The organism is Streptomyces sp. NPDC046870 (genome assembly GCF_040704595.1).
Classification (GTDB): domain Bacteria; phylum Actinomycetota; class Actinomycetes; order Streptomycetales; family Streptomycetaceae; genus Streptomyces; species Streptomyces argyrophylli.
This window is the reverse complement of record NZ_JBEYXM010000054.1, coordinates 1-12,051: the sequence shown is the minus strand read 5'-3', so window position 1 is coordinate 12,051 and position 12,051 is coordinate 1. Positions and strand designations below refer to the sequence as shown.

The following is a 12,051-nucleotide window of genomic DNA, read 5'->3' as shown; positions in this document are numbered from 1 at the left end:
ATCACCACCGACTGAACCAGGACCGGTGGCGAGGCGGCCGGCCGGGATCAGGCGGCGGCCGGGCATCCGGAGGGCCCGTCGGGAGAAGGCCCCCGGCCGCCCAGGCGCCAGACGCCGAGGCCGTCGCGGAAGAGCCGGCGCGTCTCGGCGGTGGCCTCCTCGACGTCGAGTCCGCCGCGCAGGGCGCGTTCCCGGGCGGTGCGGGCCCTGCGCAGGGCGCTCTCCCTGGCGGCCGCTGCGTCGGCCGCCTCCGGCACGACGTAGAAGTGCTGAACCAGTCGGTCCCGGTCGGAGCGGAACGCGAACCCTACGAGCCAGACAGTCCTGGTGACCATGAGAGACGCCCTTCGGGCAGTACGCGAGGGCCACGATGAGCCGTTCGGCGCGGCCTTGTATCGCGGCTGGTCGACGATGGCCGGGTGTGACTCCATGAGTGTTCACAGGGCGCGCCGGTCCCGGCATGCGTCACATGACTGTCGTCGTGACGTGCGTCGCGGTCGTACGTGCCGACCTGTGCCGGGTGTCTCCGTCTCCGGCCGTGGACAGCTTGGTGGCTCCGTCCCGCGTCTTGCTTTAATGACCATTCCAGAACTGGGGGTGGGGATGGACAGGGCGGAGTTCGGCCGGCTGCTGCGTGCGGCGCGGCAGCGTGCGCTGCTGACGCTGGAGAGCCTGGCCGAGGCGTCCGGCGTGAGCGTGCGAGCCATCAGCGACATGGAACGGGGACAGAGCCTGCCCCGGCAGGCGACGCTGAGCGAGCTGATGGACGCCCTGGAACTCGACGAGGACGAGCGGCGGCGCTTCGTGGAGGCGGCGACGCGGCGTACGGAGAAGATCCCACGGCAGTTGCCCCCGGACCTCGGGACGTTCCGCGGCCGGACGGAGGCGCTCACGGCCGTCCGCCGGCTCGGCTCCCACGTGGCCGGGCGGGGGGGAGCACATGTCGTCATCTCCGCGATCGGCGGCATGGCGGGGGTCGGCAAGACGACGCTCGCGGTGCACTGGGCCCACCAGGTGGCGGACCGCTTCCCGGACGGCCAGCTGTACGTGAACCTGCGCGGCTTCGAGGACTCGGGACAACCCCTGGACCCCGGCACGGCACTCGCCGGGTTCCTCGACGCGCTCGGCGTGCCCCGCTCCTCGGTGCCGCGCGGCACCGAGGAGCGGGCGGCGTTGTTCCGCGAGCGGGCGGCGTCCCGGCGGCTGATCGTCGTACTCGACAACGCGCGCGACGAGGAGCAGGTCAGGCCGCTGTTGCCGGCTTCGCCGGGGTGTCTGACCATCATCACCTCGCGCAGTCAGCTGTCCGGCCTGGCCGTGGCCGAGGGCGCCACGCTGGTCGGCCTGGACGTGTGGTCGCGCGAGGAGGCGCTGGCCGCGCTCGCGGCCAGGATCGGCGAGGAGCGGTGCCGGGCCGAGCCCCGGGCGGCGGCGGAGCTGGTGGAGCTGTGCGGGTACCTGCCGCTGGCGGTGGCGATCGTGGGCGCGCAGGTGAGCGCGTCGCCGCAGGTTCCGCTGGGACCGGTGGTGCGCGAACTGCGGGAGTCCCGGCCACGGCTGGACGCCCTGTCCAGCGGTGACCGGCGCGTCGACGTCCGGGCCGTGTTCTCGTGGTCGTACCGGGCACTGACGCCCGGGACCGCGCGGTTCTTCCGGTACCTGGCCCTGCACCCGGGACCGTCGGTCTCGGCGGAGGCCGCCGCCTCGCTCGCGGGCGTCGGTACGGCGGCGGCCCGGCGGCACCTGAGGGAGCTGATCTCGGCGAACCTGCTGTCCCGGGACGCCGAGGGACTGTACGTGCTCCACGACCTGGTGCGGGCCTACGGCGCCGAACTCGTCGAACGGGAAGGGGACGACCGGCTCGGCGCCGAGACCCGGCTGGTGGACTACCTGCGCTACAACGCCCACCGGGCCAACCGGCTGCTGGGGCGCGCCGCCTCCACGTCGGTCGGTCCGCCGGCCGACGGAGCGGTGCGCGTCCGTATCGACACCCGCGAGGAGGCGCTGGTCTGGTTCCGTCAGGAGGAGTCGACGGTCGCGGCGGCGCTGCGTTCCTGGGAGGACCCGCGGCTGCTGCGGTTCCGCATGAACCTCACGCAGGACTGGGTGACGTACTACTCCGTCACGGGCCGCTGGGCGGAGGAGATCGAGACCAAACGCATCGGTCTGGACGCCGCCGTGCAGCTGGACGAGCCGGCGGCCATCGCGCGGAATTCCGCGGATCTCGCCCGCGCGCTGGCGGAAACGGGCCAGGCCGACGAGGCCGACCGGCAGGTCGAGTTGCTGCTCGGGCTGCTGGACCGGCTGGACCCGGTGGACCGTGCGGCCATCGAGCGGAGCATCGGCTGGGTGCGGGGCCGTCAGAAGCGCCACTCCGAGGCCCTGCACCATGCCCGCAGGGCGCTGGAGATCTACCGCTCCCTGGGCGACGAGGGGACCGCGGCGCGCGAGATGAACGCGGTCGGCTGGTATCTCGCCCTCCTCGGCCGGTACGAGGAGACGATCGCCCTGTGTGCGGAGGCGGTACCGCTGCTGCGGCGGCACGGCAACGTCCGTATCGAGGCCGCCGCCCGGGACACCATGGGCTACGCCCGGCAGCGCCTCGGCGATCTCGACGCCGCCATGGCGGACTACCGGGAGTCGCTGCGGCTGTACGGTGAGGCCTTCGACGGCTACAACCAGGCCGAGGTGCTCGACCACCTCGCGACCGCGCAACAGGACTCCGGTGACCGCGCGGGCGCGCGGGAGAGCTGGCTGCGGGCGGCCGACCTGCTGAGCGCGATCCACAGTCCGCGCGCGGAGCGGATGCGCGCCAACGCGGACGCCGTGGAGGTGCCCACAGCACCCACCACACCCACCGAGCGGACCTGACCACGGTCCCCCACGCCCCCCGTGCCGTGGCCGCTCGGAGGGGCGCCGCCTTGCCCGCCGTTCCGGTTTCCGTCCCCCGGAGGGCCAAGCTGCATGCCAACTGCCTGGTTCCGCGGCCTCCGCTCCAGTGGGATGGGAGCAGGCACGAGAGCGCTCCCTGGACGGGCGGGAACGCTCGCACGGAACAGGGGGCACGATGAACGCGCAGACCAGGCTCTCCCCTCTCGTCGCGGTCGAAGAGGCGCAGCCCGCGCTGTCACTCGTCACCCCCCGCCGAGGAGCACTGTGGGAGGGTCCGGGGCTCGTCGGCCGTGACCCGGAACTGCGGGCGCTGGAGGACTTCCTGCGTGAGGCGAGGGCCCACGGAGCGGCGCGGGTGGTGTGCGGGCACGCCGGTGCCGGCAAGTCGGCACTGCTGGAAGCCACCGTCCAGGCGGCGGCGGCCGCCGGCATGCGCGTCCTGCGCTGCACCGGCATCCGGGGCGGCAATCCGCCCGACCTGTCGGGCCTGCTCCAGATCCTCTGGCCGGTCCTGGCGGACCCGCACGGGTCACCGGCCGCCGGGCCGCTCGACGCCGTGGAGAGGGTGCTGGTCGACGGCGCCCCCGCGCCGGGCGGGCCGTCGTGGCTGCCCTTCGCCGTCCTCCAGGTGCTGGAATCGGTCGGCCGCGCCGGGCAGCCCCTCCTGGTCGCCGTCGACGACTGGGACGCGCTGGACTCCCCCAGCAGGGACGTGCTGACGTTCGTCGCCCGGCGGACCGAGGGCCATCCGCTGGCGCTGCTGATGACCTCCCGTCCGCACCGCACGCTTCGGGCCGCCCTGGCCGGCCTCCCCCGGCTGCCGCTCGGCCCGCTCGGCCCGGCCGAGTCCGCCCGGCTGCTGGCGGCGCGGCGTCCGGGCCTGGACGCGCAGGCCGTACGCGAACTGCTGGCGACCGCGGCCGGCAACCCCTTGGCGCTGCTGGAACTCCCGGCCGGTGCCGAGGACTCGACGCCCTGCGTGCCCGCCTCGTCCGACCGGCTGGCCTCCGCCCTGGCGCCGGGTGCCGCGCGTCTGCCCTCTGCGACGCGGGACCTGTTGCTGGTGGCGGCGCTGCACCCGGCGGGAGACCTCCCGCTGCTGCTGTCGGCGGCGTCGCGGATCGGGGGCGTGGAGCCGGACTTCACCGCGCTGGAGCCCGCGGAACGGGCGGGCCTCGTGACGTTCGACGGCATGCGGCTGCACTTCGGCCACCCCGCGACGGCGGGGGCGGTGGTCCACGGCACCGACCCGCGGCGCTGCCGTGCCGCGCACGCGGCCCTGGCGGCCGTCCTCGCGCCCGGCTCGGTGCAGATGCTGTGGCACCGGTCGCAGGCGGTCGAGGGGTATGACCCCGAGCTGGCCGGCCGCCTGGAGGCGGTGCACGCCCAGGCGCTGGAGCAGTGCGAGCCCTTCATGGCCGTACGGCTGCTGCGGCGGGCGTCCGACCTGCACCCGCTGCCCGCCGACCGAGGCCGCCTCGCGCTCAGGGCCGCCCAGCTCGCGCACGTGCTCGGCCTGGAGCGCATGACGCGGACGATCGCGCACCGGGCACTCCGTCACCCGCTGGGCCCCCTGGGCAGGCTGTGCGCCGAGGCCCTGGCCGGGACCGGGAACGGCGGGCAGCCGCCGGCCGACCCCGCCGCCTGGCCCGTGCCGTCCGGTGCCGACGAGCAGGAGAACGCGCTGGAGCTGGCCCGGATCACGGCCCCCTCGGTCGCGGGTGACGACGCGCGCGCCGAGGCACTGCTGGCCTTCCTCGAGGGGATGCCGGACGCCTCGGACGAACCCCGGCTGCTGCACGCCATGGCCACGGCCGGCCCGGTGCGCCGTGCCGCGACCGTCCTCGCGGGCGTGTCCGCCGTCCGGCACCTGGCGGACGTGCCCGTACGCGACCTCGAACGCCTGGGTGAGGCCGCGCTGCTGGCGGGTGACCCGCTGCGGGCGCTGGACCTGTACCGGCAGGCGGAGCGCCGCCACCGCTTCCACGACCTGTCCGACCAACTGCCCCGGGTGCTGCTCCGGCAGGGGCTGGCGCACCTGGCGATGGGCGACCGGGGCCAGGGCGGCCACGCGTTCCGGCGGTGCGCGGAACTCGCCGAGGCGTACGGCCGGCGCCACCACGCGGCGGCGGCCCGCCTCCTGGAGGATCTCGTACGAGGTCTGCGCACCGGTGGCACGGTACGTCCGGGCAGTGCCGCGGAGCTGGAGGCGGCCCGGCACTCGGTGCGTTCGATCGACGCGGTGCTCGCGGTCGGCACGGCCTGTGCCCTGGTGGAGGCGGGCGAGTCCGGGGCCGCCTGGCCAACGTTGTCATCCCTCCTGGCAGACCCGCGCAGCCGCCCGGCGGCCCTGTCCGCCCTGGTCCCCTTCGCGGAGGCCGCCGAGGCCGCCAACGCCTCCGAGGAGGCGCGGGCGACCCTCGACCGGATCGAGGCGGAACTGGGTGCCGAGTGCGCCCCGGTGATCACCCTCCGGTTCGCGGTCGCACGCGCCGTCCTCGCGGACGACCAGGACGAGCAGGCGCTGTCGGGGCCGGCCTTCGCCGAGGACCTGTCCCGCTGGCCGTGCCTCGAAGCGCCGCTGCGGCTGGCCCAGGGCAGACGGCTGCGGCGCCGGCGGCAGTTCGCCGACTCCCGTGCGGCCCTGCGCCAGGCGGCGGCCGGGTACACCATGCTGGGTGCCGAGGCGCGCCTCGCGCGGATCGCCGGGGAGCTGCGGGCCTCCGGGGAGCGGGCGGACAGCGCCGCCCCGGGCGTGTCCCGGCCGGTCGCGGCCCGCGATCTCCTCACCCCGCAGGAGCTGCGGATCGCCGAACTCGCCGGCCGTGGACTGTCCAACCGTGAGGTCGGCGAACAGCTCGGCCTGGCGCCGCGGACCATCGGCGCGTACCTCTACCGCATCTTCCCCCGGCTGGGTGTGACGGCGCGGGCCCAGCTCGCCGAGGTGCTGCGGGACCTCCAGGCGGCCTGACGGGCGGCCGGGGCCGTCCGTCAGTCGGAGCCGATCCTCGCGGCGAGCTGGGCGCGGGAGGAGACGCCCAGCTTGGGGAAGATCTGGTACAGGTGCGAGGCGACCGTACGGGGTGACAGGCGCAGTTGCTCCCCGATGGCCCGGTTGCTCAGGCCCCGGGCGGCCAGGCGGGCGATGGTGAGCTGCTGCGGCGACAGCGCGCGGGCGATGTCGCCCGTGGGGGAGTGCCCGTCGGTGGCCCGGCCGGTCGCCCTCAGCTCGGACGCCGCCTGCTCCGCGCGGGCCTGGGCTCCCAGGGTCCGCAGGACGGACTCGGCGGTGGCCAGGGGCGTGCGGGATTCGGTCACGCGGCGCCGGCGCCTGAGCCAGGCTCCGTAGCCGAACTGGGCCATGCCGTGCAGCAGTGGCCAGGCGCCGGCTCCCGGCCGCAGCGCCCGGCGGTAGCGGGCCTCCGCCTCGTCGTCCGGGGCGAGGACCGCGTCGGCGTACGCGAGGATTGCCTGCGCCAGGGGTGCGCGCCCCGCCTCGGTCAGGGCCGTGACGTGCTCGACGACGGTCCTGGCGTCGGCCTCCTCCCCGGCGGGCAGCGCCGCCTCGGCCAGGAAGGCGAGCCCCCAGACCTGCTCGAAGGCGTACGGCGCCGCCCGGTCGGTGAACAGGGAGCGCAGTCTGGCGTAGGCCTCGGCGTACCGGCCCGTGCCGGAGGCGGTGAGGGCGCGGGCGAGCGCGGCCAGGTTCAGCTGCCGGTTCTGACCGAGGCGCAGGGAGGCCTCCTCGACCTCCACGGCGTACTCCAGTGCCTTGTCGTGCCGGCCCCGCAGGGCCGCGATGATGCCCAGCGTGCCGGTGGCCCTCGCCACCCAGTCGGGCTGCCCCGTCCGAGCGGCGATCATCCGGCCCTCCTCGGCCAGCGCCTGGACGGTGTGCCACTGGGTGCCGAGCCAGATCTGGCCCATCGCCCTCGGTACGAGGAGCTGCGGCAGCCGCCCGTAGCGGCCGTCGGCGCGAACGGCGGCCTCCGCCTCCTCGAGCAGCGGCGCCGCCCGGTCGAGGTCGGAAACGAGGTGAGCGACCTGGCCCGCCAGATGCTGCTCGTCACCGTGGGCCGGTCCCGGTGCGGAGTGCGGCGGCTGCGCACGCAGCGGTGAGAGGGGGCCGGTCAGCGCCATGACGGCGATGTCCCGTGCGTCCCGGGGCCCGGACCGCAGGTCCTCGAACGCCCGCAGGACCATGCGGCGTTCGCCGGGGCCGGCCTGCTGCCACCAGCACCTGCGTGCCGCGGCGTACAGCAGTTTCCGTGTGAGCGCGGGGTCCCGCGGGGCTACGGCGCGCGCCGCCTCGCACAGTTCGGCGATCCGCTCCCGGCCGACCGCGCTGCTGCCCGGCAGCAGGTCGTGCACCCACAGCAGCAGGGCCCGTCCGTACGTCCCCAGCTCGCCCGGGTCGATCTGGCGGGCGTGCCGGAGCGCCTGGTCCGTCAGACCGTGGTCGCAGGCGATCTCGGCGGCGCGCAGCAGCCGGGCCGCCCTGCGTTCCGGGTCCGGGGAGAGACGGGCGGCGCGTTCGAGTGCGGCCAGGGCCACGAGGACGGCGGTGCCCGGACGGGGGCCGGCCGCCAGCGCCTCCAGCCGCCGCGCGAGTTCCTCGTCGGGGCCGGCCACGCACTGGGCCGTGTGCCAGGCAGCGTGGGGAGGGCTGGTGAGGCTGCGTCCGAGCGCGTGGTGAGCGGCCAGGCGCCGGGCCGCCGGCTCCAGGTGCAGTACGGCCGGACGGAGCAGCGGCTCGGGGAAGGACAGCCGCCGGTTCTCCTCGGTGTCCTCCTCTTCGAGGTCCACAGCCCCGGCAGCTCCGGCCGACTCGGTGACCAGTCCGTGGGCGAGCGTCTCGGCGAGCCCGGCGCGCGCCGCCTCGCCGCCGCCCAGCAGCAGGGTGCTCGCGCGCAGGACGTCCCGGGTGACCGGTGAGGCGCTCAGCGCGGCGGTGAGCAGCACGGTGCGGGCCGGTGCCGACAGCCCCTGCACGTCCGCCGCGTACGCCTCGGCCAGTCGGGGAGTCGCCGGGAGCATGCCGAAGCCCGCCGCGTCGCCCGGATGGCCGCCGTCCAGGGAGAGTTCCGTCAGGGCGAGCGGATTGCCCCGCGCCACGGCCAGGACGAGCTGCTCCTCGGCGTACCCGGTGGCCCGGCCGGCGCGGGTGACGAGCGCGCGGGCCAGGGGAGGGGGAAGGGGCCCGAGCCTCACCGTGACCGCGTCGGGAACAGGCCCGGAGTCACGGGCCGCCCGCTCGGTGACGATCAGACCCACCCGTGTGCCGCCGCACAGCCGGGCCAGGGCGCGCAGGGTGTCGCGGCTGGCGTCGTCGATCCGGTCGAGGTCGTCCACGCACAGCAGCACCGGCTCCGGCGCCAGGGTCAGCAGCCGCATCACCGCTGCGGCCGGCTGGGAGGAGGCCGACGCGGCCGGCTCAGGAGCGCCCGGCGCATCCGGTTTCCCGGCACCCGGCCCGTCCGGTTCCCCCGTCGCCGGCGCGGGCGTGCCACCGCCGAACGCGGCGTCCAGGACGGCTCGTTCCCGGGCCGGCAGGCCGGTGATCCCGGCCAGGGCGGGGCGCAGGAGGCGGTGCAGCGCGGCGTGCGGCAGCCCGCGTTCGCCGGGTGCCCACGACGTCGACAGCACACGTATGCCCTGGCGGCCGGCCTCCGTCGCGGCGAAGCGGACGACGGCGGACCTGCCGGTGCCCGGAGCGCCGCTCAGGTGGAGCACCCGCCCCTCGCCGCGGGACAGGGCCGTCAGCAGTGCGGCCACCATGTCCCGCTCCCGCTCCCGGCCGAGCAGGCCGGTGCCGTCCTGCCCGACGTCGTCCGAGCCGATGTGCGCGCTCATCCCGTGCCTCCCAGAATCCCCCGGTGCACCGCGGGTGTGTCCGCGGCCTTCCTCCCTCGCGCGTGCCCACCTTCCGCACGCGCGTTCACCGCCCCTCCGTACGGCTGTCGGTCCACACTCTCACCGCATCACGCACGTGTGCCGGAACCGGGACGCGCGCTCACTCACACGTCCGCTCGTCCGGGAACCCGCCTTCCGCGCCCGCCGCCGTGTAGAGGTCGCGGATGCTGACGTCGGTTCCGAACTCCAGACGGCCGAAGACCCAGTCGATCGGGTGGCACTCCCGTGCGCCGGGCAGCTCCACGACGATGGGGACGGCCTCGGGACGGGTGGCCGTTGGGGCGTGCCGCCAGGCTCCGCCGTTGTGACGCGTCAGGATCTCGCCGACGTAGCAGCCGAAGGCCACGAGGGATTCCGCCATGTCCTCGCCGGTCACTCCTTCGGCCCGGAAACCGTCGACGATGTCCTCCACCAGACAGATGCTCTCCGGGCTGTAGTCCAGCTCGGCACCGCTGATGTCGGCCGCGGCCGCGACGATGGCTGCGGCGTGCCGGGGCGCGTCGGCAGGCTCCAGTGGGGGGTTCAGGTGCAGCTGCATGTCGGTCCTCGGGCCGTTTGCCGTCAATGGCTCCGAGGCTAACCGCACAACACCCGGGGGAACATGTCCCTGCCCGGATCGATATGGAACGCCGGAGTCCAGGCATGCGGACGGGGGTTCGCCGTGTGTCACGTATGCAGTCGATCGACTGGTGCCGAGGGTGGCCGCACCTGCCAGAGTCGGGGCCGAGGCAACCGACGAAAGGATCCCGGTGTGGCACGTCCTCGTGGATTCGACACCGACGCGGCGGTGGAACAGGCCATGGCCCTGTTCTGGCGGCGGGGCTACCGCGCCACGCCGGTGCCACGGCTGACAGAGCTGCTGGGGATCGGCAGCGGCAGCCTGTACGCCGCGTTCGGTTCGAAGGACGGCCTGTACGCCCGGGCCTTACGACGTTACTGCGACGATCTGGTGGCGGCGCTGGACCGGGAGGTGCGGGCGGGGGGCGACATCCGCACGGCCTTGCGGCGGCTGCTGCTCGCCATGGTGACGGCCGACGCCGCCGAACCGGAACGTGGCTGTCTGCTGGTCAACGCGATCGTCGAACGCGCGGCGCACGACGGCACCGTGGAGCAGGCCGGCACGGCCATGACCGCCATCGAGGCCGTGCTGACCGAGGCGCTCGAACGCGCCCGGGTACGCGGGGAACTGTCCGGTGAGCGCAGTCCGGTAGACGTGGCCCGCTTCCTGACCACGTTCATCCAGGGCCTGCGCGTCATGGGCCAGGCGCGGGCCGACCGGGCGTTCCTGGAGCCGGCCGTGGCCGTGGCGCTGCGGGTGCTCGACTGAGTCCGCGCGCCCGTGGGCCGTGGCCGGTCCCTTCGGTCACCGGACCGGCCCACGCAGCCGTGCCCGTGGTCCCTGCGTCGCCGGGCGGCAGTCAAACGACTGATCCCCTGCAGGCCCGTGACCTCGACAATCGCAGGAGACTGGCGACCGCGAGGAAAGGAACCGCATACCCATGACGGTCATCGACAGCCCACTGCCGGACAAGGAGCGCGAGATCGCGGGGCGCGCGCTCCAGGCGACCCTGGTCGACCTGCTCGACCTGTCCCTGGTGGCCAAGCAGGCGCACTGGAACCTGTACGGGCCGCGCTTCCGTTCCATCCACCTCCAGCTCGACGAGGTGGTCACCACCGCACGCGACCACGCCGACGTGGTGGCCGAACGCGCCGCCGCGCTGGGCGTCAGCCCGGACGGCCGGGCCGCCACCATCACCGCCACCAGCGGGGTGCCCGCCTTCGCGCCGGGCTGGACGAAGGACGTCGACGCGATCGAGGCCCTGGTGCGGGCGTTCGCCGCCGTCATCGGACGGGTGCGGGAGCGCATCGAGGAGACCGGCCCGGCGGACGCCGTGACCCAGGACCTGCTGATCGGCCTGACCGCCGACCTGGAGAAGCAGAGCTGGATGTTCCAGGCCGAGAACCGGGGCTGAGGAGGCACGGGGACGGTCCCCGCGAGGGGCCGTCCCGCAGCACACGTGTGCGCGCCTGCCCCGGGCGCGGGACCGTCACTGCCGGCGGCGCGCCCGAAGGGCGGCTGCCTTGACGCGGTTCCCGCAGGTCCACATCGCACACCATTCCCTCCGGCGGCCCCGGGAGCGGTCGAGGTAGACCTGTGTGCACTCGGGGCGCCCGCACTCGCGCAGCAGCGCGGCGTCCGGGCCCGCGACGACCTCGACCGCCTCGCGCGCCAGGTCGGTCAGCGCCTGGGCGGCCGTACCGCGGCGGCTCGTGCCGCCGGGCCCCAGCCACAGGGCAACCGGCACCCCGGCCGCCCGCCGGTTCACCGCGGTGACGGCGCCGGCGGGAAGGGCGTCGCCGTCGAGCCGGGCCCGCACCAGCAGGTAGATCGCCTCCCGCAGTTCCAGCGCCGCACGCAGGTCCGCGTGGTCGGAGGCGGGCCGCTCGTCGAGCAGCCCGGACTCCACGAACCAGGAGTCGAGCAGCCCGGGGACGCCGATCCGCTCGATCGGAACCGCCGCACGCCGCTCCTGCACAGTCCCCACGAAGTCGAGGGCGAGCGTTCCGCACGGAAACACATGTCTCACATGGTCCTCCTGACACAGGGAAGTGGACGCCCAACCAGAGTAACCACCTTGACAGGTGACGAGCGCCCATGGGAATCTCTCGTCACCGGTCAGACCAGTTACTTCTCGGTGAGGAAAGCCCATGGCAGTCGTACGGTTCCATCTCGTCTCCACGCTCAGCCCCAAGGACGTGCTGCACGTACTGACCGACTTCGGCCCCTCCCGGGCGCAGTCCTGGCCCACGATCGACGCCGAACACTTCGAGGTCCACGGCCTGGGCGACACCTGGGCCGAGGTCACCGAAGGCACCGCCGCCGCCTGGGAGCGCGCACGCTACGCGTGGGAGCCGGACGGTGACACGGTCACCATCACCACCCTCGACTCCAAGCTCTTCGGAGCCGGCGGCGGCTGGGTCTTCCGGATGACTCCCGAGGGCGACGGCACCCGGGTCGACGTCGAGCTGACACGGCAGCCGAGCACCTTCAAGGGCAAGATGCTCGCCTCGCTCCTCCCCCTCGCCGCCCCTTCGTCCCTGCGCAAGTCCTTCTCGGGCCCCCTCCGGGCGCAGTGAGCCGCCTGCGGGCCCCGGAAAGACCCAGGGCAAACGGTGGTCCGCATGCCGAAGGGGCCGACAGCGCGTGCTGTCGGCCCCTCCGACATGTCCACCGGCCCCGGTTCA

9 protein-coding genes are annotated in these 12,051 nt (G+C 74.7%); 5 read left to right on the top strand and 4 right to left on the bottom strand.

Features of this window, described 5'->3' with window-relative positions; translation table 11 throughout:
• Positions 1 to 47 precede the first annotated feature (47 nt).
• Positions 48 to 335 (bottom strand): hypothetical protein, encoded by a 288-nt coding sequence (locus tag AB0946_RS41600; protein WP_366765954.1) that lies wholly within the window; start codon positions 333 to 335, stop codon positions 48 to 50.
• Positions 336 to 576: 241 nt separating this feature from the next.
• On the opposite strand from AB0946_RS41600, the gene AB0946_RS41595 reads away from it, so the two are divergent.
• Together AB0946_RS41595 and AB0946_RS41590 are read left to right on the top strand one after the other, a co-directional pair.
• Positions 577 to 2,871 carry a helix-turn-helix domain-containing protein gene (locus AB0946_RS41595; RefSeq protein ID WP_366765953.1) on the top strand — a complete coding sequence of 765 codons (2,295 nt, stop codon included), beginning with the start codon at positions 577 to 579 and terminating at the stop codon, positions 2,869 to 2,871.
• Positions 2,872 to 3,067: 196 nt separating this feature from the next.
• Positions 3,068 to 5,863 carry an AAA family ATPase gene (locus AB0946_RS41590; RefSeq protein WP_366765952.1) on the top strand — a complete coding sequence of 932 codons (2,796 nt, stop codon included), beginning with the start codon at positions 3,068 to 3,070 and terminating at the stop codon, positions 5,861 to 5,863.
• 20 nt (positions 5,864 to 5,883) lie between these two features.
• Here AB0946_RS41590 and AB0946_RS41585 read toward each other — a convergent pair whose 3' ends face one another.
• Both AB0946_RS41585 and AB0946_RS41580 read right to left on the bottom strand, forming a co-directional pair.
• Entirely contained in the window at positions 5,884 to 8,745 is a 2,862-nt protein-coding gene (locus AB0946_RS41585) for an AAA family ATPase (protein ID WP_366765951.1), read from the bottom strand.
• Positions 8,746 to 8,905: 160 nt separating this feature from the next.
• A complete protein-coding gene (locus AB0946_RS41580) occupies positions 8,906 to 9,343 on the bottom strand; it encodes a hypothetical protein (RefSeq protein WP_366765950.1) in 438 nt (145 codons plus the stop codon).
• Positions 9,344 to 9,556: 213 nt separating this feature from the next.
• Between AB0946_RS41580 and AB0946_RS41575 the strand changes: the two genes are divergently transcribed.
• Together AB0946_RS41575 and AB0946_RS41570 are read left to right on the top strand one after the other, a co-directional pair.
• Positions 9,557 to 10,132, top strand: a complete 576-nt coding sequence (locus AB0946_RS41575) for a TetR/AcrR family transcriptional regulator (protein WP_366765949.1) — start codon at positions 9,557 to 9,559, stop codon at positions 10,130 to 10,132.
• Positions 10,133 to 10,304: 172 nt separating this feature from the next.
• Positions 10,305 to 10,778, top strand: coding sequence for a DNA starvation/stationary phase protection protein (locus AB0946_RS41570; RefSeq protein ID WP_366765948.1), 474 nt, complete (start codon positions 10,305 to 10,307; stop codon positions 10,776 to 10,778).
• Between the two features lie 75 nt (positions 10,779 to 10,853).
• Here AB0946_RS41570 and AB0946_RS41565 read toward each other — a convergent pair whose 3' ends face one another.
• Positions 10,854 to 11,393 (bottom strand): ABATE domain-containing protein, encoded by a 540-nt coding sequence (locus AB0946_RS41565; protein ID WP_366765947.1) that lies wholly within the window; start codon positions 11,391 to 11,393, stop codon positions 10,854 to 10,856.
• 121 nt (positions 11,394 to 11,514) lie between these two features.
• On the opposite strand from AB0946_RS41565, the gene AB0946_RS41560 reads away from it, so the two are divergent.
• Positions 11,515 to 11,943 (top strand): hypothetical protein, encoded by a 429-nt coding sequence (locus AB0946_RS41560; RefSeq protein ID WP_366765946.1) that lies wholly within the window; start codon positions 11,515 to 11,517, stop codon positions 11,941 to 11,943.
• Positions 11,944 to 12,051 lie beyond the last annotated feature (108 nt).

Bases quoted from the DNA above. Each gene is read 5' to 3' on its own strand.
- AB0946_RS41600 (WP_366765954.1), bottom strand. From the start codon at position 335: ATGGTCACCAGGACTGTCTGGCTCGTAGGGTTCGCGTTCCGCTCCGAC.
- AB0946_RS41595 (WP_366765953.1), top strand. From the start codon at position 577: ATGACCATTCCAGAACTGGGGGTGGGGATGGACAGGGCGGAGTTCGGC.
- AB0946_RS41590 (WP_366765952.1), top strand. From the start codon at position 3,068: ATGAACGCGCAGACCAGGCTCTCCCCTCTCGTCGCGGTCGAAGAGGCG.
- AB0946_RS41585 (WP_366765951.1), bottom strand. From the start codon at position 8,745: ATGAGCGCGCACATCGGCTCGGACGACGTCGGGCAGGACGGCACCGGC.
- AB0946_RS41580 (WP_366765950.1), bottom strand. From the start codon at position 9,343: ATGCAGCTGCACCTGAACCCCCCACTGGAGCCTGCCGACGCGCCCCGG.
- AB0946_RS41570 (WP_366765948.1), top strand. From the start codon at position 10,305: ATGACGGTCATCGACAGCCCACTGCCGGACAAGGAGCGCGAGATCGCG.
- AB0946_RS41560 (WP_366765946.1), top strand. From the start codon at position 11,515: ATGGCAGTCGTACGGTTCCATCTCGTCTCCACGCTCAGCCCCAAGGAC.